We start from the raw sequence: 25,364 nt of genomic DNA, 5'->3' as shown, positions 1-25,364 counted from the left end.
ATTGATAACAGTGGATCGAGAAATCGTTTAGGCATTTGTCACGGGATCGGATGTTGTTGCGTATTATGATTTGACTGGCAAAGTGAGGTGGTACCTTTTGAATGAACCTATTGCGATAAAAAAGCAAAGGCAGATCAATATCGTTTTAAATCAAGCGAGTGAAAAGTCAAAGATCGATGATGGAGCAGCACTTGCAGGAAAAAAAGAGAAAACAATTGAAAAGCACCAACCTCTCATCAAAATGGAAAAAGATTTGAATCGTTTAGTCGGAATGGAAGACTTGAAATCTCATGTTAAAGAGATCTATGCGTGGCTTCATATTAATAAATGCCGTCAGGAGTTAGGGTTAAAAGCTGAAAAACAAGCTCTTCATATGCTATTTAAAGGTAACCCAGGCACTGGAAAGACGACCGTAGCTAGAAAGTTAGGGACTTTGTTTCATGAGATGAAAGTACTCTCAAAGGGTCATCTGATCGAAGCTGAACGGGCTGATCTAGTTGGAGAATACATTGGGCATACCGCTCAAAAAACACGAGAGCTCCTAAAGAAAGCTAGTGGGGGCATATTGTTTATAGATGAAGCTTATTCTTTAGGCCGTGGTGGAGAAAAAGACTTTGGCAAAGAGGCCATCGATACACTCGTAAAAGCCATGGAAGATCAGCAGCACGATTTTATATTGATTTTAGCTGGGTACCCTAAAGAAATGGATCGATTTTTAAAGCTGAATCCAGGTTTACCTTCTAGGTTTCCACTTGTTATCTCGTTCCCTGATTATTCTGTGGAGGAATTGATGGAGATCGCAAAGAGAATGGTAACAGAAAGAGAATACATGTTGACAAGAGACTGTGAATGGAAGCTAAAAAGTCACATCGAACGGATAAAGCAAAGTAATCCAGGTTCGTTTTCAAACGGAAGATACATTCGTAATATGGTTGAAAAAGCGGTAAGAAGGCAATCTGTCAGGCTCTTGAACGAAAGCAACCAAGATAGAAGAGCATTGATGACGATTCAAAGTGATGACCTTGTGCTAGAAGAACGGGATTCGATTTGATATTATGAGAGGAGACTATGGAAAGCAGGGATCGCAAATTTGAACAAAAACAATGATTCAGTTCATGAAAAAGCGATACTCGTCGGATGTCAGCTTCCACGGCAGAACGACGAGCGTTTTTTTTATTCAATGGAAGAATTAAAATCTTTAACGAAAACGGCTCAAGGAACAGTTTGTGCGGTTGTTACTCAAAAAAGAGACCGTTATGATTCAGCTACATTTATCGGAAAAGGTAAAGTAGAAGAGATTATTACTCTAGAAGAAGAGCTTGAAGCAGATATCATTATTTTTAACAGTGAGTTATCTCCTTCTCAAGTTCGTAACTTGTCGTCTCATTTCAATGCAAGAGTCATTGATCGCACACAGCTCATATTAGATATCTTTGCACAACGTGCAAAGACTAGAGAAGGAAAGCTTCAGGTAGAACTTGCTCAGCTCGAATACTTATTGCCTCGATTATCAGGTATAGGCGCTAGTCTTTCTAGGTTAGGTGGAGGTATCGGAACTCGTGGTCCAGGTGAGACCAAGCTTGAAAAGGATAGACGTCATATTCGGTTTCGTATACATGAACTGAAAACACAGATCAATTCAGTTGTAAGTCATAGAGAAAGATATCGTGAACGCCGCAAACACCAGGGGGCTTTTCAAGCAGCACTTGTTGGTTATACGAACGCAGGGAAGTCAACGATCTTTAACAAATTAACAGAAGCTGATAGTTATGAAGAAGATCAACTATTTGCAACGCTTGACCCGTTGACGCGAAAAGTAAAATTGAAAAGCGGGTTTCAGATGCTGTTAACGGATACCGTAGGTTTTATTCAAGATCTGCCTACGTCATTGATCGCTGCCTTCCGGTCTACACTAGAAGAAGCGGCTGAAGCAAATCTTCTTATCCATGTGATCGATGGTGCTAGCGAGGATCGTAACCAACATGAACAAACGGTCAAACGTATATTAAGTGATCTTAAGGCATCCCATATTCCGATGCTCACGGTATATAACAAAAAAGATCAGTTTGGTGAAGATTTTATTCCGGAGAGTCCATCTATATCCATTTCTGCATTAGAAAGTACGGATATATCCCTATTACTTGAAACGATTGAAAAAGAAGTGATGAAACAGATGACTTATTATGAGGTTAAAGTTCCGTCACATGATGGCAAACTTTTATCACAACTTCGCGGAGAAACAATTCTAATTACGCAAGAATTTAATAAAGAAGAGTTGGTCTATGAATGCAAGGGATATGCGTTATCTTCCTCTTCCATTCCGTCCATCAGCAACAAAGGAGAATAACATGTATTCACAGTTTCAAAATGAAGAAGTACTGAAACATACTACAGAAAAAGTAACAGAACGTATTACAATGCAGCATAAGCTGATTGATGAGATCTGTGAGTTTAACCAGTTGAAGGTTTTAAGAGCATTTCAAAACAATCAAGTAGGAGATCACCATTTTCATCCTTCAACCGGTTATGGATACGATGATTCTGGTCGAGATACTCTCGAAAAGGTGTATGCGGATGTTTTTGGAGCAGAAGCTGCAATCGTAAGACCGCAAATCATCTCTGGTACTCATGCGATCACTCTATCTTTATTCGGTATGCTCCGCCCTGGAGATGAACTGCTTTATATCACAGGCAAACCTTATGATACGCTTGAAGAAATCGTAGGAATCAGAGGTACAGGTGAAGGATCATTAAAAGATTACAACATATCGTATCAACATGTAGACCTGACTTCTGAAGGGGCTATTAACTTCCCAGAAGTTCAGCGTGCGATCTCTGAAAAAACGAAAGTTATCGGTATTCAACGCTCAAAAGGATACGCGGATCGTCCGTCTTTCACAGTGGAGGAAATAGAAGAGATGATCTCCTTCGTAAAAGAGATCAAATCAGATGTGATCGTGTTCGTTGATAATTGCTATGGCGAATTTGTTGAAGAAAGAGAACCAATAGAAGCAGGAGCAGATATTATTGCTGGCTCCCTCATTAAAAACCCTGGTGGTGGTCTTGCCAAAACAGGTGGTTACATCGCAGGAAAAGAGAAGTTGATCAATAGAATCTCTTATCGATTAACCTCTCCTGGAATCGGCCGTGAAGCAGGGGCATCTCTTTACAGTCTTCAAGAGATGTACCAAGGATTCTTCCTCGCACCTCACGTAACGGCTCAAGCATTAAAAGGTGCGGTATTTACAGCTGCTTTCTTAGAAGAACTAGGAATAGAAACGCGTCCATCATTTGATGCAAAGAGAACGGATCTTATTCAATCTGTCATCTTTAAAGATCGCGAGCGGATGATTAAGTTCTGTCAAGCAATACAAAAAGCATCACCGATCAACTCTTATGCGATTCCATACCCTGATTATATGCCTGGCTATGAAGACGATGTGATCATGGCAGCAGGTACTTTTATTCAAGGAGCAAGCATTGAATTAACAGCAGATGGTCCGATCAGACCGCCATACATAGCTTTCGTGCAGGGTGGGCTAACGTATGAACATGTGAAGATTGCCGTATTATCAGCTGTCGACGAACTTTTAACTCATGGGCTTATTAATAAACGATAACAATAGATTGAACAAAAAAGAGGCGAACAACCTCTTTTTTGTTTTGATGTTAATTTTTCTAACATTAGGATTGACATGTGAGCTTTTGTGACATAAGATATAAAAAGAAGTTGAAAGGAGGTAGGCAATATGAACGATATGAATCGTAGGAACTTACCTTTGTTCCCCATCAGCATCGTCATGCAGCTGACTGAACTATCAGCTCGACAGATTCGGTATTACGAAGAGCATGATCTTATTCATCCTGCACGTACTGAAGGGAACCGTCGTTTATTTTCATTTAATGATGTTGATAAACTTCTTGAGATCAAAGCGCTTCTTGAGCAAGGCGTAAACTTAGCTGGAATCAAACGAGTCTTTGAACTGAATGAACAAGCAGCAGAATTGATCAAAAACCAGCCGAATGTGCAAGGTGTTCAACAAATTTCCGAATCTGCGCTTCATCGTAGGTTAAAAAGGGAATTGATTCATGCTGGCAGACATGGAAAAACCTCATTGATTCAAGGAGAACTTTCCAGGTTTTTTCATTAAAGATTGTTAATACTTACAATGTGAACAATCGCCATAACTAGGCGCTTTATATTTAAAGGAGGAGAAAGATTTGTCTAAGTACACTAAAGAAGATATCTTAAGAATGGTAAAAGAAGAAAACGTAAGATTCATCCGACTACAATTTACTGATTTATTGGGTGTTATTAAGAATGTTGAGATTCCGATCGGTCAGCTTGAAAAAGCTTTAGATAACAAGATGATGTTTGACGGATCTTCTATCGAAGGATTCGTTCGAATTGAAGAATCAGACATGAATCTTTATCCTGATTTAGATACATTTATGATTTTCCCATGGACTTCTGAAAAAGGCAAAGTTGCACGTTTGATCTGTGATATCTTTATGCCTGATGGTAACCCGTTTGATGGAGATCCACGTGGAATCTTAAAGCGCGTATTAAAAGAGATGGAAGACTTAGGATTCTCTGATTTCAACATTGGACCTGAGCCTGAATTCTTCTTATTTAAGAATGATGAGAAGGGTGAGCCGACTCTAGAACTAAACGATAAAGGTGGATATTTTGACTTAGCTCCAACCGATCTTGGTGAAAACTGCCGTAGAGATATCGTGTTAGAACTTGAAGATATGGGCTTTGAAATCGAAGCTTCTCACCATGAAGTAGCACCTGGTCAGCATGAGATCGACTTTAAATATGCTGATGCTGTAAGCACTTGTGATAACATTCAAACATTTAAGTTAGCTGTTAAAACGATCGCACGTAAACATGGTCTTCATGCTACATTCATGGCTAAACCATTGTTCGGTGTGAACGGTTCAGGTATGCACGCAAACATGTCTCTATTTAAAGATGGAGAGAATGTGTTCTATGATGCAAAATCAGAAACAGGATTAAGCGAGACAGCTATGCATTTCCTAGCAGGTATCTTAAAGCATGCACAAGATTTCACAGCGATCACGAACCCTACTGTAAACTCTTATAAGCGACTTGTACCTGGTTACGAAGCTCCTTGTTATGTTGCATGGTCTATGCAAAACAGAAGCCCGCTTATTCGTATTCCTGCTTCTCGTGGCATCAGTACTCGTATTGAGGTAAGAAGCGTTGATCCAACGGCTAACCCTTATCTTGCTATGGCAGTATTGCTTGCAGCTGGTCTTGATGGAATCAAGAACAAGCTAAACGCTCCAAAACCAATCGATAGAAACATCTATGTAATGGATAAAGAAGAGCGCGAAGCAGAAGGCATCAAAGATCTTCCAGCAACATTAAAAGAAGCTCTAACTCTATTCAGCAAAAACGAAGTTCTTACAACAGCTCTTGGAGCACATGCTACAGAGCACTTCATTGAAGCAAAAGAGATCGAGTGGGATATGTTCCGTACACAAGTTCACCCTTGGGAACGCGAACAATATATGAGCATGTATTAAAATAAAGTAACCCCTGACACATTTTGTGTCAGGGGTTTTTTAGTGACCATGAAGTAACCACAGCTTAATATTCGTAATCAATAAAAAAAAGAGGATCTAGTAAACTAGATTCCTCCGTATGTACCAACAAAACATTAATGGATACTTCGATATACCCCAATAACTTTACCTAAAATCGTACAACTCTGTAAGATAATCGGCTCCATTGAAGAATTTTCAGGCTGCAATCGAATATGGTTTCTTTCTTTAAAGAATCTTTTTACAGTCGCTTCATCTTCATCGGTCATTGCCACGATGATATCCCCATTATTTGCTGTAGGCTGTTGTTTTACAACAACTAGGTCCTTATTGAAGATTCCTGCTTCAATCATACTGTCACCAACAACAGATAACATGAAGACGTTCTCATCTCCAACAACGTGCTCAGGTAGCGGGAAGTATTCTTCTACGTTTTCAACTGCGCTAATTGGTAGACCTGCTGTAACTTTACCGATAACAGGAATTGAAACAGAACGGACAGAAGGGATGTTGTCTTCTAAACCTAATACTTCAATCGCCCTTGGTTTTGTTGGATCTCGTCGAATAAGTCCTTTTTTCTCAAGTCTTGCTAAATGCCCATGGACTGTGGAACTTGAAGCAAGGCCAACAGCCTCTCCGATTTCACGAACTGAAGGCGGATACCCTTTTTGTGAAACTTCCTCTTTTATGAAAGCCAATATATCCAATTGTCGTCTGGATAACTTAGTCATTTTTTAGCACCTCACCGAATTTTTTATCTATAAAAAGTATATCATGGGGAATTCAGAGATACAAACATAAGTTCGAAAAAATAGTTGACACCGAACAAACGTTCCAGGTATTATTAAACCAAGAGATGCGAACAAACGTTTGTTGAAAGGGGATATCACAATGAAACAAGGGACAATGCATGTTATTGTATTTTTAGGGTTGTTAGGTGGTATATTTTTTACGTTATCAAATCTTGCCTCACAAGAAGCTCAATATATTGAAGTAACCATACAGGAGGGAGACTCACTGTGGAGTCTTTCTGAAGAATATAATGCCAAGCATCATTACTCCAATTGGGAGTTTATAAAATGGGTCGAAAAGAAGAACAGTGTAAATGCGGCAGCCGTTTTTCCAGGACAGAAAGTAATCATACCAGTTAATAAATAATAATAAAGCGGGTTTTAAACAATGAAAGCAATCATTTACTCCAGAGTTAGTACAGATAAAGATGAACAAATGACTTCATTAGAAAGACAAGAAGCGGAACTTAAGAAGTTAGCACTACAATTTCAATTTGAAGTGGTGAACTGTTATCGTGAGAAGGCAAGTGGATTCTCTTTAGACCGAGAAGAATTGTTAAATATATTAGATCTTGCAAGGGATGGTGAGTTTCAGTGCTTGCTTGTACAAGATGATACCCGTTTAGGCAGAGGAAAAGCTAAGATGGCAATACTTCATCAGTTGATCAAATACAACATTAAAGTATATACCCTTTCTAATAATGGAGAATACACGTTAACAGAAGCGGATGAAATGGTGCTTGATATTGTGTCTACTGTAGAAGAATATCAACGAAAACTTCATAATATGAAGATCAAGCGTGGAATGAGAAAAGCTGTTAAAGAAGGATATAAACCTCAGAAGAATCTAAAGAATCAAACCGGTGGAGGCAGAGACAAAAAAGAAGTTCCTATATCTGAGATCGTACGTTTGAAGAAAATGAAGCTTACCTTTCATGACATTGCGTTAACACTTAGAGGATTGGGCTTTGATGTATCTAAAGCAACCGTACATAGAAGATACAAAGAACATGTGGAAAATACAGATAACTAGAAATTCCTTTCATTCTGCTGTAGGATAGAGTGAAGAATGCTTGAAAAAGGAGTTTTTACTATGTTATCTAAAGATAAAATGCAACGTATAAATGAATTGTCTAGAAAATCCAAACAATCTGTTCTAACATCAGCAGAAAAAACGGAACAAAAAAAACTGCGAGAAGAATATTTGCAAGTTTTCCGTAAATCTTTTGTTCAAGATCTGCATGGAATGACTTTTGTTGATCCGAACGGTGATGATGTAACACCTGAAAAATTAAAGAGAAGTAAAGATAATAAGAAAAACCTTAAACATTAATAAAAATGCCTATTTACTCAACTGTAAATAGGCATTTTTTTCTGTTGCATTCTATACATATTAGTATATACTGTTATATAACAACTTTGAAAGGGGAGAATATTTTGACTTTTTCAATTACAAGTGCAGCTGCAAACCTTTATAAAGACATTACTTTAGAAGCGTCAGAGGCTTTAAGACTTTTCGTTAAATATGCAGGAAGTGGTGATTCGGGAGGTTTTTCACTAGGTGTGACGCCTGCCGTGCCTGAAGAGAACGATTACATTCAAGAGGTCGAAGGTCTTCGTTTTTTTGTTAAAAATGAAGAAAGATGGTTCGTGGAGAATATGAAACTTGATTATGATGAAAATACGGATCACTTTTCATGTCACTTACCAGGGCTAGCATAATCAAATATAACCGCCTGTTCTAATACAACCAAAATGTTGTAGAAAAACAGGCGGTTTTTGTATGTTTTTATGAGTAGATGGTAAAATAACTATAGCTAATAATGTGTTTGTCTTGTCTAATTGCACTTGAACGTTTATTATGAAAGTCAAAACTGTTTAGTACATATGAAGGGATGATTTTTTTGTCACGAACTATTGATGAATTAGCAATTAATACGATAAGAACACTTTCTATCGACAGCATAGAAAAAGCGAACTCAGGACATCCAGGTATGCCGATGGGTGCTGCCCCCATGGCATATAGCTTATGGTCAAAATTCATGAACCACAATCCTGCAAACCCTGAATGGTTTAACCGTGACCGTTTTGTTTTATCAGCAGGGCATGGATCCATGTTGTTATATAGCTTGCTTCATTTAAGCGGTTATGGCTTATCAATTGATGATCTGAAGAATTTCAGACAATGGGGCAGTAAGACTCCTGGTCACCCTGAATTCGGTCATACCGTTGGTGTTGAAGCAACAACTGGCCCACTAGGTCAAGGAATTGCAATGGCAGTAGGTATGGCTATGGCTGAACGTCATCTAGCTGCGAAATATAACCGTGATGGACATGAAGTGATCGATCACTATACCTATTCTATCTGTGGTGATGGGGATCTTATGGAGGGTGTATCTGCTGAGGCTGCTTCACTTGCAGGTCATCTTGCACTAGGTAGAATGATCGTTCTTTACGATTCAAATGACATCTCATTGGATGGCGACCTTCATCACTCATTCTCTGAAAGTGTAAAACAAAGATTTGAGGCATATGGCTGGCAAGTAATTTATGTTGAAGATGGAACAAATCTTGATGAGATCGAAAAAGCACTTTCAGAAGCACGTGAAGAACTTAACAAGCCAACACTTATCGAAGTGAAGACTGTGATTGGACATGGGTCACCTAATAAATCAGGAAAATCTGCTTCTCATGGCGCGCCACTAGGTAAAGATGAGATCTTATTAACAAAAGAAGCATACAAATGGACGTTTGAGCAAGATTTCCATGTTCCTGATGAAGTTCATTCACATTTTGAACAACTGAAGAGCGAAGGACAAGCAAAAGAGGAAGAGTGGAATAAGCAGTTCAAGGCTTATTCAGAAGCTTATCCAGAATTAGCTCAAGAACTTCAAGATGCGATCCAAGGGAATCTTCCAGAGAATTGGGATAAAGATCTTCCAGACTATGATAAAGCGATTGCTACTCGTTCTTCTTCAGGTAAGGCGATCAATGCTCTAGCTAAGAGTGTACCATCCTTATTTGGTGGATCTGCTGACTTAGCAGGTTCTAATAAGACGCTTATCGAAGGGGAAAACAACTTCAGCCGTAACGATTATAGCGGACGAAACATCTGGTTTGGTGTTCGTGAGTTCGCTATGGGAGCTGCTTTAAACGGAATGGCACTGCATGGTGGTCTAAATGTATTTGGTGGGACATTCTTCGTGTTCTCTGATTACGTAAGACCTGCAATTCGTTTATCTGCTCTAATGGGACTCCCTGTTACGTATGTATTAACACATGATAGTGTGATGGTAGGAGAAGATGGACCTACACATGAACCAGTTGAGCAACTTGCTTCTCTTCGTGCGATGCCTAATCTTAATCTGATCCGTCCAGCTGATGGTTATGAGTCGAATGCAGCTTGGAAGTTAGCGCTTGAGAGCAAGAACCAACCAACGGCATTGGTACTAAGCCGTCATGACTTGCCGATCTTAAAGAACACAAAAGAGAAGGCATATGAAGGTGTTAAGCGTGGAGCTTATGTAGTTTCACCAGCTGAATCAGATGCGGATGTACTACTTCTTTCTGCTGGATCTGAAGTGAGTATTGCAGTTGCTGCACAAGAATTGCTTCAAAAAGAAGGAATTTCTGCTTCTGTCGTTTCTATGCCATCTTGGGAAAGTTTTGATAAGCAAGATAATGACTACAAAGAGTCTGTACTTCCTAAACACATTACGAAGCGTTTAGCGATTGAGATGGGAGCTTCACTTGGTTGGCATAAATATGTCGGTCTAGAAGGAGACACGTTAACAATTGATACGTTTGGTGCATCTGCACCTGGAGAAGTTATCCAAAAAGAATTTGGATTTACTCCAGAGAACATCGTAAAGCGTGTTAAAGATATGTTAAATAAATAATCTTATTCAAAAAAAGGGGGTTTCCACGAGGAAGCCTCCTTTTCTTACTGATTCGACAAAAATAGTTATATTTTGCGCACCTTTTTAGACAAGCTTTTTTCCGTATATTGTATATACTTTTAGAAAAGTATCTGAGAGGAGCTTGTTCATGAGAGAATTTTATATTTATCTAATCACAAAAGAAGTTGCTCATTCCTACTATGGCAAGGAAAATAAGCTTTTTCAGTTGTTTTTCGAAGAACAGCGCTCAAATGGTATTTCAAAAACCATCTTACAAAAGCAAATCAGCTACATAACCTCTCTATTATCTGTTTCTCAGTTAGAAAAACACTTCTGGAATCATTTAAAAGATAAACATGAATGGCGTTTGGAAGGAGAAACCTATTCATTAACTTGTAAAGATAGTATTGTGAGGATTGAACTCACTGATCAATATATCCATCTTTATAGCATCGGCAACTTTGAAGCAGAAACGGTTATATTTGAGGGGTTACGCCAATATGAACCTTATTTTCTTGCGATGGACTATAGCGAAAGGAAATTTGGCTGGCTCTCACCGTTTAAATTGAATATGGTCTACGCCACTTAATTCTCTTTCAATCTTGTATGTGTAGGTAAACTTGTAGTAAACTAGTTCTAGACAACATGAAGGAGGAAGTTTTAACAATGGGTACTGGTATGATAATCCTTGTGTGTGCACTCTCACTGATTGCAGGTGTTGCGATCGGATTTTTTATTGCCCGCAAGTATATGATGAGTTATTTACAAAAAAATCCACCGATTAATGAAAATATGTTGCGTGTGATGATGATGCAGATGGGTCAAAAGCCTTCGCAAAAGAAAATCAATCAAATGATGCAGGCTATGAACAAACAGATGAAGTAATGTTGGACAAGCACCCTGATATAGAATCGGGTGCTTGTTTTCGTTCTACTCTATAATAGCCACGATACCATTTGCATCAATAAAGGGATGATAGCAGTGAACAATGTTAAAACGATTTCTATAGATGAGATAAATGAAGATCATTATTTGCTTTTTGATGTCAGGTCTCCTAAAGAATTTGAGGAATACCATATTCCTAATGCTTTTAATGTAAGTATCTTTTCAAATGAGGAAAGAGCAGAGATCGGTACGCTCTACAAACAGGATAGCAAAGAAGCTGCGATGGATCGTGGACTTCAAGTAGTCGCACCAAAACTTCCGTCGATATATAAAGAGATTCATACGAAAAGTAAAGAACATCCAGAAAAACAGGTGGTCATCTATTGTGCACGAGGTGGATTTCGTTCGCAAAGTATTGCTCAAACGATGAATATGATGGGTATGGATACTCTACAGTTAGATGGTGGCATCCGGTCCTATCGAAAGAAAATTGAAGCTACTTTTAAGAAGATAGTTGCCGAACCTAGGAGCATAATCGTACTCGAAGGTCACACGGGTACGATGAAGACGAAACTATTAAAAGAACTTCAAGAAGAAGGATATCCCGTATTAAACTTGGAAGAGATGGCAGGACATAAAGGTTCAATTTTTGGGAATATTGGAGAACACCCTTCTTCTCAAAAGAAATTTGAATCAAGCCTATACGAACGGTTAAAAGAAATCGAGAACTCTTCGTCATTTATTATTGAATCAGAGAGTAAACGGATAGGAAGAGCAATCGTGCCTGATTTTCTTTTAGAAGGTAAATATAGTGGTGTTCGAATTCATGTGGAGTTACCTTTTCATCTGCGAGTCCAATATATTTGTAATGTGTACGAGCCACTTCTGCATAAAGATGAGATTGTGGAAGCAATCCATAAGCTTTCAAGGAGATTACCACCATCGGTCATGACAGATATTCAAGAGAACTTAAGGGCGTTAGATTACGAAAAAGTGGTATCCCTCTTACTAGAAAACTATTATGATCCAAAATATGATTACGCCGAGCAAAAATACGATAGTGAGTGTATCAAACTGAGTAGTCGATCCTATCAAGAGATGTATTCCGAAGTAAAAAATCAAATAGACCATTTATTAAACTAACCAAACGGTTACCATGTTTCAATATAAGACCCATTATTCTAGGGTCTTTTTTAGTGAAACTTTTTCCTTTTCTGAATTTTCATATATTGGTAAACTATAATTGTTTTGATATGCAAACAAGGGGGAACGGGCGTTGAGGGTTTTTCTGCAATTGATGTGGTATTTTAAACAAGAAAAGTGGCGATATTTGGGCGGAATCGTGATGCTGGCATTCGTCTCATTAGGGTTGTTAGTACCTCCAAAAGTGGTCGGGCTCATTGTTGATCATATTAAGGAAGGTACGATAACCGAAGAGATATTATGGAGATATGCTGCTGTATTAATCGGTATTGCGATTGGCATCTATGTTCTTCGTTATATCTGGAGAATCTTGATATTCGGTTCAGCCGTTAAATTGGCGATGTTACTAAGAAATAGGCTTTACGAACATTTCACAAAAAAATCACAAGAATTCTACCATAAAAGACGTGTAGGAGACTTGATGGCTCATTCTACAAATGATCTGCAAGCCATTCAACAGACCGCAGGCGATGGTGTTTTGACTTTAGTGGATTCCTTGATGATGGGCGGCTTCACGTTGATCGCAATGGCTACTACGATCAGTTGGAAACTGACACTTGTCAGTCTTCTACCTCTACCCATCATGGCTTGGGCAACAAACAAGTATGGCACGATGCTGCATAAAAGGTTTCATAGTGCACAAGAAGCATTCTCAACACTAAACGATAAGGTGCAAGAAAGCATCTCTGGAACGAGGGTAATCAAAGCTTTTGGTCAAGAAAGAGATGATATCGACAGCTTTTCAAAACTATCCCAAGATGCCGTTAAAAAGAACATGGCTGTAGCACGTATTGATTCTTTGTTCGATCCTACGATTTCCCTGATCATTGGTTTTTCCTTTTTCTTAGCAGTTGGTTATGGCTCGATTCTTGTAACGCATAACGAACTCACAATAGGAGAACTGGTTTCATTTACGAGCTACCTCGGATTACTCATATGGCCGATGCTTGCATTTGGCTGGCTGTTTAATATCGTAGAGCGAGGAAGAGCTTCTTATGATCGTGTAGAGTCACTTCTTGCGGTAAAAGAAGAGATTGAAGACAGTGGTTCAATTGAAAACAGTCCTAGTGGTGATATTTCATTTCAATTAAATCAATTTTCTTACACTACGGATACTCCTGTTTTGAGTGATATACATTTTACTTTAAAACGCGGTCAGACACTTGGTGTCGTCGGAAAAACAGGCAGCGGCAAAACCACGCTATGCAAGCTATTGCTGCGTGAATTTCAATTAAGATCAGACGACATTATTATTAATGATCACGATATCTGTAATTATAAATTGCATGCTTTACGAAATTCGATCGGCTATGTACCTCAAGACCATTTTTTATTTTCGGCAACTATTGCGGAAAATATAGCGTTCTCTAAAGTTGAATCACCTTTTATAAAAATAAAAGAAGCAGCAGAACTGGCCTCTATTCATAAAGATATATCGCAGTTCAAATACGGTTATGAAACAGTTGTGGGGGAGAGGGGCGTTACACTTTCAGGGGGACAAAAACAAAGGATCTCTATTGCAAGAGCATTGATTAAAAACCCAGAAATTTTAATTCTAGACGACTCCCTATCTGCTGTTGATGCAAAAACAGAAGAATCCATCCTTCAGCAACTGAAGCGTAAACGCCAGAATCAAACGACAATCATTACTGCGCATCGCCTATCATCGATCGCGCATTGTGATCTGATCATCGTTTTGGAGAACGGAACGATCGTACAACGCGGTACTCATCTCAGTTTATTGAACGAGGATGGATGGTACAAAGAAACATATGAGAAACAAGCGTTGGAAACGCTCATCTCGCAAGGGGGTGTCATCAAATGAGTACCGAAAAAGAACCAACGCTCGATGAATTGCAGCAAATGAAGCAGTGGTCTGTTTTCAAAAGACTCATGTCTTATACAAAACCACACAAGAAGCGTTTAGCGTTCGCTTTCATTCTATTACTAGTTGCGACTGCAGCTGAACTTACGGGTCCTATTCTCGTTAAAACGTTCATCGACGATTTTGTCACACCGCGAAATTTCGATCAAAGAGCTTTAGTGATCCTTGCTTCTGGATATATTGGATTAATCGTAATCTCAGCGGTCGTAAATTACATACAATTTGTTCTGTTTCAATCGGTTGCTCTAGATATCATTCAAACGCTTCGGATTCAAGTGTTTTCAAAGGTACATTCACTAGGGTTAAAATTCTTTGATCGTACACCAGTTGGAAGTTTAGTATCAAGAATTACGAACGATACAGAAGCGGTGAAAGATCTTTATGTAAGTGTACTTTCAACGTTTGTTCAAAATATTGTATTTTTATTTGGAATCTTTGGCTTCATGTTCTATTTGAATGTGAAACTTGCCTTATTCTGTTTAGGAATTCTGCCGTTCATCGTTTTGATCATGTGGTTATACCGTAAATACAGTTCAAGGTCGTTTTATGACATGAGAGAGAAACTTAGCCAGTTGAACGCTAAATTGAACGAATCTCTTCAAGGGATGTCAATCGTCCAAGTGTTCAATCAGCAGAAGAGGCTAAGAAAAGAGTTTGCAAAAATTAATCAAGAGCATAATGACGCACAGATCAGAAATATAAAATACAATGGTTTGTTGCTAAGACCTGCCGTTGATCTTGTCTATATGCTTGCATTGTTGATGATTCTATCCTTTTTTGGCATTAAATCTTTTCATTCACCCGTTGAGATCGGTGTGATCTATGCTTTTATCAATTATCTAGATCGCTTTTTTGAACCGGTTAACATGATGATGATGCGCCTTTCTATCTTTCAGCAAGCGATCGTTTCTGCAGGACGAGTATTTACAGTCATGGATGAAGAAGAATTTGCTCCTATTAAAAAAGGGGATGAGACGCCTTCGATTTCAAGAGGAAAGATTCAATTTAAAGACGTTTCCTTTTCTTATGATGGAGAACAGGAAGTTCTAAAAGATATCACTTTCACTGCAGAGCCTGGTCAAACAGTAGCCCTCGTCGGTCATACCGGAAGTGGTAAGAGCTCGATCATCAATCTGCTCATGCGTTTTTATGAAGTGAATAAAGGTAAGATTTTGATCGATGACGTTCCTTTATCCAACTTTGAAAACAAAGAGTTGAGAACTAAGATGGGGCTCGTTCTGCAAGATCCTTTCTTATTTGTAGGTGATATTATGCAGAACGTAAGATTGTACGATCAGACGATCACAGATGAGGATGTAGTGAATGCGGCTAGGTTTGTTCAAGCTGCCCCCTTTATTGAGAGGTTACCAGAGGGGTATCAAACAGAATTAGGAGAAAGAGGAGCCACTTTTTCAAGTGGACAAAGACAGCTGATCTCTTTTGCACGCACGATGGCTTTTTCCCCGAAAATATTAATACTCGACGAAGCGACGGCAAACATTGATACAGAGACAGAGGAAGAGATTCAAGAAGCTCTTCATAAAATGCGCAGCGGCAGAACGACCATTGCTATCGCACATCGATTATCTACGATACAAGACGCCGAACTCATTCTCGTGTTGCATAAAGGTGAAATTGTCGAAAGAGGCACTCATCAAGAACTATTAAGACAGCGAGGGTTGTATCATAAGATGTTCCTTTTACAACATGGAAAAGATTCTATGAACGATGTAGGTTAATTAATAAAATGATACCTGTACGAAAAGACAGCTCATCTTCATACAGAGCTGTCTTTTTTAATGCTGTTTTGTACTGCATAAGTATAGCCTTCAGGTGATCGCGAAGTGTAATCTCAGGTGGTTATGCGCGTTTTAACAGTGCTCCTAACCGTTTTATAGGTGAAAACAAAGCGATTACAGGTGAAAACAACCAATTAACCGGTGAACGCGTAATAAATATAAAAACACGTACCGTAAAATGAGCACTAGAGAAAAACCAGAGTTTTTCATGTAAGGTCTGCGAAAAAACTTTTATTTCTCCATTCAAAAATGTCCCTATTTTTTACTATAATCTTTCGAAAATATGAACATGTGTTTTAAGGATTGACTTATTTGCAAATTATTTTATTATAAGATAGCATACACATACAGACAAACTGAATAAAAGGATGAGAATGCTTTGAAGAAATATGTATTACCATCAATGTTGATCGGCAGCATGGTTGTCCTTTCAGCATGTAAGCCAGTTGATTGGGCAGAAAAAAAATGGAATGCAGCCTTTAAGGAAGAGAGCTCTGAAGAGAACGAAAAACAGATTTCGAACGAGCAGACTTCACCAAAACCCAATGATAAAAACAAAAATGAAACTCCTGATGAACAACCTTCAGCGAAGACTGATCTGCCTTGGCTAGAAGAAACGGTAACAGCATCCGGTGACGGAAAAGCGGTCGTACAGAATTTAGACGATCTTTTAATAGTTGCAAACAAGGAAAGAAACCTGCCAGGTGATTATGAACCGAAAGATTTAGTTACACCTAATGTTCCGTTCCCGTTTAAAGAGGATCTGCCTAAGAAAAAACTTAGAAAAGAAGCTGCGCTTTCTTTAGAAGTATTGTTTAAGGCAGCCCAAAAAGATGGCCTGGAGCTGCTAGCTCAATCAGGTTATCGCTCATACGATACACAAGTTTCCATATTTGCCTTTAACGCGGAGCAAAAAGGAGAAGAAGTAGCTAACAAAACGAGTTCCAGACCCGGTCAGAGTGAGCATCAGACGGGATTGTCTATGGACGTTACTTCTCAAGAAGTAAATTTTGAACTTGTAGAAGCATTCGGTGAGACAAAAGAAGGAAAATGGCTCGCTGAAAATGCACATAAGTATGGATTCATCATCAGATATCTTAAAGGAAAAGAAGAGATTACGGGATATCAATATGAACCTTGGCATCTACGTTATGTTGGTGTAGAGCATGCTAAAAAAATTCACGAGCAAGGAATTACCCTTGAAGAGTATTTACAGAAACCATAAAAATATCTGACAGCTTTTTTTAAAGCTGTCTTTCTTTATGTTTGAACAAAATGGATATTCCCTTTAAGATAGAGAGAGAACTGTAAAAAGGAGCTTACTAAAAAAATGACCGATCTTAATATTCTGCTTGCTTTTGGAGCTGGCTTGCTCTCCTTTATTTCACCTTGCTGTTTGCCGTTGTATCCTGCTTTTCTATCTTACATAACGGGGATATCTGTTCAGGAACTTAAAGAAGAAAATGCCATGCTTAGAAAAACGGCGCTTTTACATACTACATTTTTTTTAATAGGTTTTTCGATCATCTTTCTTTTCCTTGGTCTATCTACTACGATAATCGGTGATCTATTCGTACAATATCAAACTTTGTTAAGACAAATCGGGGCTATTGTAATTATCTTTTTCGGACTAGTTGTAATAGGATTCATATCTCCAACATTTTTGATGAAGGATAAGAAAGTCAGGTTTCAATCTCGTCCTACTGGATATCTGGGTTCCGTATTGATCGGCATTGGTTTTGCAGCAGGTTGGACACCTTGTATGGGTCCGATTCTAGCAGGTGTTATTGCGCTTGGAGTATCGAATCCAGCAGCATCTATGACGTATATGGTCGCTTATGTTTTAGGATTTGCTGTTCCTTTCTTTGTTTTAAGCTTCTTTTTGGATAAACTAAAGGTAATAAAAAAGTTCAATCGTCAGTTTATGGTAGTAGGCGGAACTCTTATGGTCATCATGGGAATCTTGCTATACTTTGATTGGCTGATTCAATTAACATCGTTTCTAACAAACCGTGTGTTTGGAGGATTTAAAGGTTTTTAAGAGTAAACTGGAAAGGGGATATACATCATGCATTCACGATCGAATGACCTTATCTTAAAAACAACAACAAATATTATTGTTTTTGTTATTCTAGCTTTTTCAATCAACATGCTTTTTTCAGGACATAATGCTCCTGGAGGAGGATTTATTGGAGGATTGATGGGAGCAGGAGCATTTCTTCTTCTCTATGTTTCCTACGGATTACAACCTGTACATAGAATCTTGCCCATTAACTTTACGCACATGATCGCAGCTGGTTTATTGATCGCCATACTGACCGGTGCAGGTTCCTTTGTTTTGGGTGTTCCATTTTTGAGTCACAGTTTTGGATATTTTCAACTCCCGTTGTTAGGGAAAACAGAACTTGCTACAGCGATGCTTTTTGACTTAGGTGTATATTTGACTGTAATCGGTGTGACGATGACCATTATCCTCTCAATTGCAGAAGATAAGATCGAGAAAGAAGTAGGGGAAGGGAACTAACCGTGTTTTTTATTGCGAGTACATGCTTTGCCATCATCATGGCAGTGATTGTTTTTAATTTCCGAATGAAAGAAACAAGAGAACCGGTGACGACCAAAAAGATCATCATCCCTCCATTGGCTATGAGTACAGGCTTTCTTCAGTTCGTGATTCCTGCTTTTCACATCACCTGGACGGAAGCGGGGGAGGCATTCTTAGTGGGTGTCATGTTCTCCATATTTCTTATCATGACAAGCAAGTTCGAGATTAAAGGTGATCATGTATACTTAGTTCGGTCGAAAGCTTTTATCTTTATCATTATCGGATTGTTCGCCATCCGCTTAGCTCTAAAGTGGTATATTGGTTCAACGATATCGATCTTTGAAACAAGTTCGTTATTCTTTATCGTTGCGTTTGGAATGATTCTGCCATGGCGACTTGCCATGCTCGTTTTGTTCAATAAAAAGAAAAATGAGATCGCAATGTAAACTTCAATAACAAAAGAAAACCCCTGAATCTAAATGATTCAGGGGTTCTTTATGCGAGTAAAGAATAATAAGGTTTGATGTCGATGTTTTTCTTTTTTAGTGTCTTGATCAACCACTTGTGATCTCTTTTTGGTGTAGCGATAATATAGCCGCGAATGATTAAGTCTTGTGACATTGAACTTGCATTTTCTTGCAATGCTAGCTCGCCGATCTTACCAGCGATCTTTTCTTTCGCTACGTCTCTGAAGAGTTCAGGTACCGGGGCTACTAATTCGTTTAAAAGTTTCTTCTGATCATCTGTCCATAGATGAATAGTTTGGTTAATGTAATGTTCTTGCCAATCTAAAATTGATTTTCCATCTTCTTTAGGTAATCGTTTTAAGAATTTGCGGAACATAAAATATCCGCCGATTGCAAACATGGTAAATAAAAAAACGGACCATAACACGATAAAAGTGATGAACCATCCAGACAATGCGTCCACCTCATATGTATAAATTTTTTGGCGGGACCATGTGGGAATCGAACCCACCGGAGACGGCACGCGCCTCCCAAAAGGTTTTGAAGACCTAGGCAAGCACCAGCTACACATCTGGCCCCAAGTAAAATCTCTAGCTCGCTATTGCATTATACAGCATTTTACCTCAGTAGGACAAGGTTTGTGACTTATTCCATATGATAGGGGAGAACAGTTTTGTCGAATTGTGGTGCAGCGCGACTGTAACAGGGAGGAAACTCAACTATAACAGCTTGAAACTATAACAGATGATTTTCTACACTATAACAGTTTGTCCTGTGGACAAGTGTGAATAACTTGTTCTGTGGATAACCTGTGGGTATACAGGTGTGAATAAATATACATCCGTTTATGACGTTCTGGGAAATAATATTAAGCACGCAAACTTCGCTATTTTTCAACATTGAATAATGCGTTATCCTTGTTTTTTACATCTCCTTTTCATAAAGTGTAGAAGAGTATGTACATATAGGTGGTTAAACATATGACGATAAAATATTATACGATTGGAATGGCTGGACACATTGATCACGGAAAAACGACGCTCACAAAAGCTTTGAGTGGTATCGATACAGATACACTCAAGGAAGAAAAAGCCCGCAAGATCACGATCGAACCAGGGTTTGCGCCTTTTCCGTTAACAAAAGATCTGCATACCTCTATCGTAGATGTACCGGGTCATGAAAAGCTGATTCGTCAGATGATCGCTGGTGTAGCGGGAATCGATCTAGTGCTCCTTGTGATCGCGGGAGATGAAGGTGTGATGCCTCAAACGAGAGAACACTTTGAAATTCTTTCCTACTTAGGCATTGAGAAGGGAATAATCGTGGTTACAAAGTCAGATATGATTGATGAAGAGATGAGGATGTTAGTTGAAGAAGACATTTTGGAACTTACAAACTCATCGGTTTTCGAACATTTTTCAATACATTTTGTAGACAGTATTTCTTCTGCAGGAATAGAGAAATTGAAAGATGAAATCATTAACCTCTTAAGAGACACGCCTGTTAAATCTTCACAAGGCTCATTTCGCATGCCGATCGACCACATCTTTACCGTTAAAGGACAAGGTACTGTTGTAAGAGGTACGGTCTATGAAGGTGAGGTACAGGAAGGTGATGAACTTCTTGTTCAGCCTGGGAACGATAAAGTGAAGATTCGAAAACTGCAAGTGCATAAACAAGATGTTCATTCAGCTAGAGCGGGACAAAGAGCAGCGCTAAACCTTTCAGGAGGCTCTAGAGCAGATTGGAAAAGAGGTCATGTTTTAGTAGAACCGAATGTCTACTCGACCACGGACACTATCGATCTCGTGTTATCAACGGGTGAAGGTTGGCAAGGAAAGTTGAAACAGCGCTCGCTTGTGAAGTTTTATAGTGGTACGTCTGAAGTGATGGGTAAACTCGTCCTGTTTGACCGGAATGAGCTTGATGTCAATGAAGATCAAATATATTGTCAAGTTCGATTAGATCAAGAGGTCGTAACAAAACGAGGTGATCGTTTCATTTTAAGAAGACCAACTCCTGAGGAAACAATAGGCGGAGGAGAAGTTATCGACCCGAACGGATCTGTTTATAGATTTGGAGCGGAGACCATCGAACGATTGAAAAGTAAACATAAAGGAACTCCTGGTGACCGTGTCTTACAGTTGCTTAATAAAGCAGGATCGATGACAGAGTTAGAACTTAAGAGATCTAGTGGAATGGATGAGGAAATTCTTCAACACACGTTGGACGAACTATTAAGTGAGGGTTCTGTTGAACAAATGCAGGATTATTTGGTTTCTCATTCTACGGTACAGCATATTAAATCTAGCATCATGAACAAACTTCAAAACTTCCATAGTGAGCATAGTTTAAGACAAGGTATTCCAAAGGCAGAAATTGTTCAATCATTCCAAAGCGAAGTAAATCCGAAGATAGTTAACATGCTACTTGAAAAATGGGTAACAGATTCAACCGTTTCGACCACGGACCATTTTGTTCATTTATCACATTTTAAACCACATTATCCAGAAAAATGGGCAAAAAGGATGGCGAATGTTCTAACCAACTTGGAAGAAGCACAGCTTGAACCAGATGACCTAGAGAACATCTATAACGCTCAACAACTTCCTGAATCTCTTTATCATGAGTTTAAATATTTTTTGATTAAGACTAATGAAGTAGTCACGCTATTTGATGAAGTGATGTTGAGTAAAAAGGCATTTGATTCAGCAGTTGAACACTTAAGAGATAATACGGATTCAGCCTTCTCGGTGCAGGATGCTAAGGCGGTTCTTCATACATCAAGAAAGTTTTTAATACCGATCTTGGAATGTATGGATTCTTTAGGGTATACGATGCGAGAATCTAATGTTAGAAAATGGGTGCAATAATTGAGAGTTGTTTTTTTTACACCATATTATAAACAAAACCGTGGTAATTCTACTACGGCCAAACGGTTAGAACATGGATTGTCTAAGAAAGTTGAGTTTTCTTTATTTCCATATGAAGAATTAAGTGTTAATCCTACTCTTCTTGAATGGATGGAGAAAGCGGAAATGTATCACATCCTTCATTTTTCTAGATTCGTTCAATGGGCTGAAAAAAATGAGGTTACGTTGGATAAACCTTATATCGTTACTTCTGGAGGAACAGATCTCAACCACTCTTTAATAGAAGACGAAGAAAGATATCTTCCTATGTTGCGTGAAGCAAAAGCTATTACTGTTTTTACTCAACAAGCTAAACGAATGCTAATAAAAGATTATGGACTAAGTGATAAATCTGTACATGTGATACCCCAAAGTATTTATTTACCTACCACAGACCATACGCTCCAAACATTGACTCTACCGGACGGCTACCCAAAATTGTTATTGCCAGCTGGAATTCGCCCGGTTAAAGATGTTCTTTTTGCTTTAGAAAGTTTAATTAAGCTGTCTGAAGATTTTACTGAACTCTGCTTTTTACTCGTAGGAGCAAACTTAGATGAGGAAGAGCTCGAACGAGTGAAGAAGGCGGAGAAAAAGTATGATTGGCTGCATTATCTGCCCGAAGTAGAACTCGGTCAAATGAAGAAGCTGTATGAATGGGGAGATGTTGTTCTGAATACATCGATCTCAGAAGGGCAGCCGACAGCACTATTAGAAGCGATGAGTTTGAAAAAGCCTGTTATTGCTAGGGATAACGTTGGGAATGCTAGCATCATACAGCACGGAAAGAACGGATTGCTGTTTCAATCTCAAGAAGAATTTTATCACTCTATAAAAAAAGTGATTTCTGATAATAAAACGTATAAACAACTAAGTGACCATGGGTATCAAACCATAAAAGAGAACCACACTATAAAGAAAGAGATAGACTCTTATATGGAATTATATAAAGGTTATTAAGAATAAAGGAGAGAGTATGATGAAAAAAATTAGTTTATTGTTGCTGACTATGATGCTATTCTTATCAGCTTGCGGAACGAATAATGAAGATAAGAAAAATTCAAAATCAAATAAAGATGAGGTCTTTACGATTGGGGTAATCCCAGCACAAACTGAAGGTGAGATGAAGGGTGCGCTTGATAAGCTTCAGAATGTGCTTAGTGAGAAAATGGACCGTGAAGTTAAGATCACATCTTATCCGGATTACAACGGTGTAGTTGAAGCGATGAACTATGATAAGATCGACATGGCTTATTTTGGGCCTCTTACATACGTTGTCGCTCATGAAGAGAGTGGAGCGAAAGCAATCGTAACACAACTGATCAAAGGCGAACCGTTCTACTATTCTTATTTAATCACGCATAAAGACAGCAAGTATGAAAGTTTTGAGGATATGGCATCTGATGTTAAGAATGTTAAGTTTGCTTTTGGTGACCCATCCTCAACTTCAGGATCATTGATTCCTAGTATCAAATTAAAAGATGAAGGCATCTATAGAAGTGAATCTGATAGTGATTTTAATAATGTTAGGTTTACCGGTTCACATGATGCGACCGCGCTTGCTGTTCAAAACAAACAAGTAGATGTTGGTGCGATCGACAGCGCTATCTATGATAAATTGATCGAAGAAGGGGCGATTGACGGAGATCAGTTTAAAGTGATCTGGAAGTCAGAGAAGTTGTTCCAATATCCATGGGCTGTATCTGAAAGTACAGATGAGAAAACGATGAAGAAACTTCAGCAGATCTTTTTAGATATAAAAGATAAAGAGATTCTAGATGCCTTTGGTGCAACAGGGTTTACGAAAGCAGACAACAAGGATTACGAGAGTATCCGAAAAGCAGCAATCAAAGAGGGTACCATTCAGGAATAGAGGGGAACCATGGTTTGGTTTAAGAGGAGTCAGTTTTTAATTCTATTATGCTTAACTATACTTGTAATAGGAAGCATGAAGTTTACAGAGTTTGATCTTTCGAAGTTTAGAGATTTTCAGAATATGGGTGACTTTCTGTCGAAATGGTTTCCGATGAACACAGAAAGTTTGCCGTTTCTGTTTCAAGAAAGTTTGTTAACGATTGCTATTGCATTTTTGGGGAGTTTATTCGGTCTGATTATCGCACTTCCTTTAAGCTTTATGGCGGCTCGAAATACGAGTAAAAACCGCTTTGTCTATTTTGTGACTCGCTTCTTGCTTAGCTTTTTACGATCAGTACCTGAATTTGTTTTCGGTTTAATTCTATTAACAACGCTTGGACTTGGCCCATTTCCTGCCGTTATCGCCATCATATTTCATAACATCGGAGTATTAGGAAAGCTGATATCAGAGCTTATTGAGTCGGCTGATAAGGGTCCGATGGAAGCGATGCTGGCAGTAGGGGCAAGGAAATGGATCGGGAATCTTTTTGCAGTATTACCACAAATATGGCCGAATGTCCTTTCTCAATTTTTCTACCGATTTGAGGTCGCTATTCGAACTTCGCTCATCTTAGGTTTGATTGGTGGAGGGGGAATCGGTCAACAATTGTTTATTCATTTTAAAACGTTTCAGTATCAACTCGTCTCGGTTGACGTACTACTCATCATGATCATGGTTATCATGGTGGATTATATTGGCAGCAAAATTCGGGAAAAGGTAATTTAGGTGATAATATGATTGAATTTAAGAGTGTATCTGTCACGTATCCTGGCGCTAAAGAACCTGCTTTAGCGGATGTGAGTATAACTTTCCAAAAAGGGGAGTTCGTCTGTGTCTTAGGAAGAAGCGGTGCAGGAAAATCAACATTTATCAGATGTATCAACGGGTTGCAGCCTGTATCTGAAGGTTATGTGAAATGGGAAGATAAAACGTTAAGTGAGATGACTCACAAAGAAACGTTAGAAGTTCGCCGGAAAACAGGTATGATCTTTCAGCATTTTAACTTAATTCCGAGGATGAGTGTTGTTCAGAACATCTTAACAGGTCTGTTTGGATACAAAAAATCATATGAGAATTTGTTAGGATTGTTTAAATCCAATGATCGATTGCAAGCTCTAGAAGCGATTGATCAGGTTGAGCTAACTGTTGAACCAACAAGACGAGTTGAGAAGTTAAGCGGCGGGCAAAAACAAAGAGTAGCGATCGCTCGAGCACTCGTTCAAAATCCGAAAGTATTCTTAGGAGACGAACCTGTTGCGAGTTTGGATCCTGGAACGGCTGATCGGATTTTTCAATTATTAAAAAAAACTCATGTAAAAAGGAATCTTGTGTCAATTATTAACGTGCACGACGTCATCCTCGCTAAAAAATTTGCCACAAGAATCATTGCGCTCAAGGACGGAAAGCTCGTTTTTGACGGAACACCTGAAGAATTTGATGATAAGGTCTATGCAGACATCTATAACCATTCATCTTAAAATGGACGCAA

26 protein-coding genes and 1 tRNA gene are annotated in these 25,364 nt (G+C 38.7%); 24 read left to right on the top strand and 3 right to left on the bottom strand.

The features are described from left to right. The first annotated feature begins 97 nt into the window (after positions 1 to 97). The 5 genes from spoVK to glnA all read left to right on the top strand — a co-directional run bounded on the left by spoVK (position 98) and on the right by glnA (position 5,556). Complete coding sequence (spoVK, locus tag ACOZ9X_RS09135) at positions 98 to 1,051, top strand: stage V sporulation protein K (RefSeq protein ID WP_423417910.1); 954 nt, start codon at positions 98 to 100, stop codon at positions 1,049 to 1,051. 39 nt (positions 1,052 to 1,090) lie between these two features. Beyond that, the gene (hflX, locus tag ACOZ9X_RS09130; protein ID WP_423417909.1) at positions 1,091 to 2,347 is read left to right on the top strand and encodes a GTPase HflX; all 1,257 of its coding nucleotides are present in this window, start codon (positions 1,091 to 1,093) and stop codon (positions 2,345 to 2,347) included. Position 2,348: 1 nt separating this feature from the next. Beyond that, complete coding sequence (locus ACOZ9X_RS09125; RefSeq protein WP_423417908.1) at positions 2,349 to 3,620, top strand: aminotransferase class I/II-fold pyridoxal phosphate-dependent enzyme; 1,272 nt, start codon at positions 2,349 to 2,351, stop codon at positions 3,618 to 3,620. Between the two features lie 129 nt (positions 3,621 to 3,749). Next, positions 3,750 to 4,151, top strand: coding sequence for a MerR family transcriptional regulator (locus ACOZ9X_RS09120; protein ID WP_066393870.1), 402 nt, complete (start codon positions 3,750 to 3,752; stop codon positions 4,149 to 4,151). Positions 4,152 to 4,221: 70 nt separating this feature from the next. Then, a complete protein-coding gene (gene glnA / locus ACOZ9X_RS09115; protein ID WP_066393872.1) occupies positions 4,222 to 5,556 on the top strand; it encodes a type I glutamate--ammonia ligase in 1,335 nt (444 codons plus the stop codon). A 134-nt stretch (positions 5,557 to 5,690) separates the two neighbouring features. On the opposite strand, the gene lexA is transcribed toward glnA, so the two are convergent. Then, the gene (lexA, locus tag ACOZ9X_RS09110) at positions 5,691 to 6,305 is read right to left on the bottom strand and encodes a transcriptional repressor LexA (protein WP_416731567.1); all 615 of its coding nucleotides are present in this window, start codon (positions 6,303 to 6,305) and stop codon (positions 5,691 to 5,693) included. A gap of 160 nt (positions 6,306 to 6,465) precedes the next feature. Here lexA and yneA point away from each other — a divergent pair, with 160 nt between their 5' ends. The 14 genes from yneA to ACOZ9X_RS09040 all read left to right on the top strand — a co-directional run bounded on the left by yneA (position 6,466) and on the right by ACOZ9X_RS09040 (position 19,027). Next, entirely contained in the window at positions 6,466 to 6,732 is a 267-nt protein-coding gene (gene yneA, locus ACOZ9X_RS09105) for a cell division suppressor protein YneA (RefSeq protein ID WP_066393884.1), read from the top strand. A 21-nt stretch (positions 6,733 to 6,753) separates the two neighbouring features. Further along, positions 6,754 to 7,398 (top strand): YneB family resolvase-like protein, encoded by a 645-nt coding sequence (locus ACOZ9X_RS09100; protein ID WP_423417907.1) that lies wholly within the window; start codon positions 6,754 to 6,756, stop codon positions 7,396 to 7,398. Between the two features lie 60 nt (positions 7,399 to 7,458). Continuing rightward, positions 7,459 to 7,698, top strand: coding sequence for a DUF896 domain-containing protein (locus ACOZ9X_RS09095; protein ID WP_423417906.1), 240 nt, complete (start codon positions 7,459 to 7,461; stop codon positions 7,696 to 7,698). Between the two features lie 104 nt (positions 7,699 to 7,802). Next, the gene (locus ACOZ9X_RS09090; protein ID WP_423417905.1) at positions 7,803 to 8,087 is read left to right on the top strand and encodes a HesB/YadR/YfhF family protein; all 285 of its coding nucleotides are present in this window, start codon (positions 7,803 to 7,805) and stop codon (positions 8,085 to 8,087) included. A gap of 173 nt (positions 8,088 to 8,260) precedes the next feature. Continuing rightward, a complete protein-coding gene (tkt, locus tag ACOZ9X_RS09085; protein ID WP_423417904.1) occupies positions 8,261 to 10,264 on the top strand; it encodes a transketolase in 2,004 nt (667 codons plus the stop codon). A gap of 148 nt (positions 10,265 to 10,412) precedes the next feature. Continuing rightward, positions 10,413 to 10,853, top strand: a complete 441-nt coding sequence (gene sirA, locus ACOZ9X_RS09080; protein ID WP_423417903.1) for a sporulation inhibitor of replication protein SirA — start codon at positions 10,413 to 10,415, stop codon at positions 10,851 to 10,853. A 77-nt stretch (positions 10,854 to 10,930) separates the two neighbouring features. Further along, the gene (locus ACOZ9X_RS09075) at positions 10,931 to 11,149 is read left to right on the top strand and encodes a YneF family protein (RefSeq protein ID WP_066241071.1); all 219 of its coding nucleotides are present in this window, start codon (positions 10,931 to 10,933) and stop codon (positions 11,147 to 11,149) included. A gap of 96 nt (positions 11,150 to 11,245) precedes the next feature. After that, on the top strand, positions 11,246 to 12,292 hold the full coding sequence (gene mnmH / locus ACOZ9X_RS09070) for a tRNA 2-selenouridine(34) synthase MnmH (protein WP_423417902.1): 1,047 nt from the start codon (positions 11,246 to 11,248) through the stop codon (positions 12,290 to 12,292). A gap of 133 nt (positions 12,293 to 12,425) precedes the next feature. Then, complete coding sequence (locus ACOZ9X_RS09065) at positions 12,426 to 14,177, top strand: ABC transporter transmembrane domain-containing protein (RefSeq protein ID WP_423417901.1); 1,752 nt, start codon at positions 12,426 to 12,428, stop codon at positions 14,175 to 14,177. Further along, positions 14,174 to 15,976 (top strand): ABC transporter ATP-binding protein, encoded by a 1,803-nt coding sequence (locus tag ACOZ9X_RS09060; protein WP_423417900.1) that lies wholly within the window; start codon positions 14,174 to 14,176, stop codon positions 15,974 to 15,976. Before ACOZ9X_RS09065 ends, ACOZ9X_RS09060 begins: the two co-directional genes overlap by 4 nt. Before the next feature lie 439 nt (positions 15,977 to 16,415). Further along, positions 16,416 to 17,261 (top strand): M15 family metallopeptidase, encoded by an 846-nt coding sequence (locus tag ACOZ9X_RS09055; protein ID WP_423417899.1) that lies wholly within the window; start codon positions 16,416 to 16,418, stop codon positions 17,259 to 17,261. A gap of 105 nt (positions 17,262 to 17,366) precedes the next feature. Further along, positions 17,367 to 18,077 carry a cytochrome c biogenesis CcdA family protein gene (locus tag ACOZ9X_RS09050; RefSeq protein WP_423417898.1) on the top strand — a complete coding sequence of 237 codons (711 nt, stop codon included), beginning with the start codon at positions 17,367 to 17,369 and terminating at the stop codon, positions 18,075 to 18,077. 24 nt (positions 18,078 to 18,101) lie between these two features. Then, on the top strand, positions 18,102 to 18,560 hold the full coding sequence (locus ACOZ9X_RS09045) for a Na(+)/H(+) antiporter subunit B (RefSeq protein ID WP_423418258.1): 459 nt from the start codon (positions 18,102 to 18,104) through the stop codon (positions 18,558 to 18,560). Between the two features lie 2 nt (positions 18,561 to 18,562). Then, positions 18,563 to 19,027 (top strand): CcdC family protein, encoded by a 465-nt coding sequence (locus ACOZ9X_RS09040; protein ID WP_423417897.1) that lies wholly within the window; start codon positions 18,563 to 18,565, stop codon positions 19,025 to 19,027. Positions 19,028 to 19,076: 49 nt separating this feature from the next. On the opposite strand, the gene ACOZ9X_RS09035 is transcribed toward ACOZ9X_RS09040, so the two are convergent. Continuing rightward, positions 19,077 to 19,502 carry a DUF2621 domain-containing protein gene (locus ACOZ9X_RS09035; RefSeq protein WP_423417896.1) on the bottom strand — a complete coding sequence of 142 codons (426 nt, stop codon included), beginning with the start codon at positions 19,500 to 19,502 and terminating at the stop codon, positions 19,077 to 19,079. A gap of 28 nt (positions 19,503 to 19,530) precedes the next feature. Continuing rightward, positions 19,531 to 19,627, bottom strand: a tRNA-Sec gene (locus tag ACOZ9X_RS09030). A 401-nt stretch (positions 19,628 to 20,028) separates the two neighbouring features. On the opposite strand from ACOZ9X_RS09030, the gene selB reads away from it, so the two are divergent. From selB to phnC, 5 genes are read left to right on the top strand one after another with little or no spacing between them, the layout of a single operon-like run. Continuing rightward, positions 20,029 to 21,921 (top strand): selenocysteine-specific translation elongation factor, encoded by a 1,893-nt coding sequence (selB, locus tag ACOZ9X_RS09025; RefSeq protein WP_423417895.1) that lies wholly within the window; start codon positions 20,029 to 20,031, stop codon positions 21,919 to 21,921. Further along, positions 21,922 to 22,920, top strand: coding sequence for a glycosyltransferase (locus ACOZ9X_RS09020; protein WP_423417894.1), 999 nt, complete (start codon positions 21,922 to 21,924; stop codon positions 22,918 to 22,920). Between the two features lie 19 nt (positions 22,921 to 22,939). Then, complete coding sequence (phnD, locus tag ACOZ9X_RS09015) at positions 22,940 to 23,833, top strand: phosphate/phosphite/phosphonate ABC transporter substrate-binding protein (RefSeq protein ID WP_423418257.1); 894 nt, start codon at positions 22,940 to 22,942, stop codon at positions 23,831 to 23,833. Positions 23,834 to 23,842: 9 nt separating this feature from the next. Next, positions 23,843 to 24,601 (top strand): phosphonate ABC transporter, permease protein PhnE, encoded by a 759-nt coding sequence (gene phnE, locus ACOZ9X_RS09010; protein WP_423417893.1) that lies wholly within the window; start codon positions 23,843 to 23,845, stop codon positions 24,599 to 24,601. An 8-nt stretch (positions 24,602 to 24,609) separates the two neighbouring features. Further along, the gene (gene phnC, locus ACOZ9X_RS09005) at positions 24,610 to 25,353 is read left to right on the top strand and encodes a phosphonate ABC transporter ATP-binding protein (protein WP_423417892.1); all 744 of its coding nucleotides are present in this window, start codon (positions 24,610 to 24,612) and stop codon (positions 25,351 to 25,353) included. Positions 25,354 to 25,364: the final 11 nt, after the last annotated feature.

It is taken from the genome of Fictibacillus nanhaiensis (assembly GCF_049537595.1).
Lineage (GTDB): Bacteria > Bacillota > Bacilli > Bacillales > Fictibacillaceae > Fictibacillus > Fictibacillus nanhaiensis_F.
Note: the sequence above shows the minus strand (reverse complement) of the source record. Positions and strands in the feature narration are given on the sequence as shown.

Excerpts from the sequence above, each read along its gene's own strand:
- ACOZ9X_RS09125 (WP_423417908.1), top strand. The coding sequence starts at position 2,349 with ATGTATTCACAGTTTCAAAATGAAGAAGTACTGAAACATACTACAGAA.
- ACOZ9X_RS09120 (WP_066393870.1), top strand. The coding sequence starts at position 3,750 with ATGAACGATATGAATCGTAGGAACTTACCTTTGTTCCCCATCAGCATC.
- lexA (WP_416731567.1), bottom strand. The coding sequence starts at position 6,305 with ATGACTAAGTTATCCAGACGACAATTGGATATATTGGCTTTCATAAAA.
- yneA (WP_066393884.1), top strand. The coding sequence starts at position 6,466 with ATGAAACAAGGGACAATGCATGTTATTGTATTTTTAGGGTTGTTAGGT.
- ACOZ9X_RS09100 (WP_423417907.1), top strand. The coding sequence starts at position 6,754 with ATGAAAGCAATCATTTACTCCAGAGTTAGTACAGATAAAGATGAACAA.
- ACOZ9X_RS09095 (WP_423417906.1), top strand. The coding sequence starts at position 7,459 with ATGTTATCTAAAGATAAAATGCAACGTATAAATGAATTGTCTAGAAAA.
- tkt (WP_423417904.1), top strand. The coding sequence starts at position 8,261 with ATGATTTTTTTGTCACGAACTATTGATGAATTAGCAATTAATACGATA.
- sirA (WP_423417903.1), top strand. The coding sequence starts at position 10,413 with ATGAGAGAATTTTATATTTATCTAATCACAAAAGAAGTTGCTCATTCC.
- ACOZ9X_RS09075 (WP_066241071.1), top strand. The coding sequence starts at position 10,931 with ATGGGTACTGGTATGATAATCCTTGTGTGTGCACTCTCACTGATTGCA.
- ACOZ9X_RS09060 (WP_423417900.1), top strand. The coding sequence starts at position 14,174 with ATGAGTACCGAAAAAGAACCAACGCTCGATGAATTGCAGCAAATGAAG.
- ACOZ9X_RS09050 (WP_423417898.1), top strand. The coding sequence starts at position 17,367 with ATGACCGATCTTAATATTCTGCTTGCTTTTGGAGCTGGCTTGCTCTCC.
- selB (WP_423417895.1), top strand. The coding sequence starts at position 20,029 with ATGACGATAAAATATTATACGATTGGAATGGCTGGACACATTGATCAC.
- phnD (WP_423418257.1), top strand. The coding sequence starts at position 22,940 with ATGAAAAAAATTAGTTTATTGTTGCTGACTATGATGCTATTCTTATCA.
- phnE (WP_423417893.1), top strand. The coding sequence starts at position 23,843 with ATGGTTTGGTTTAAGAGGAGTCAGTTTTTAATTCTATTATGCTTAACT.
- phnC (WP_423417892.1), top strand. The coding sequence starts at position 24,610 with ATGATTGAATTTAAGAGTGTATCTGTCACGTATCCTGGCGCTAAAGAA.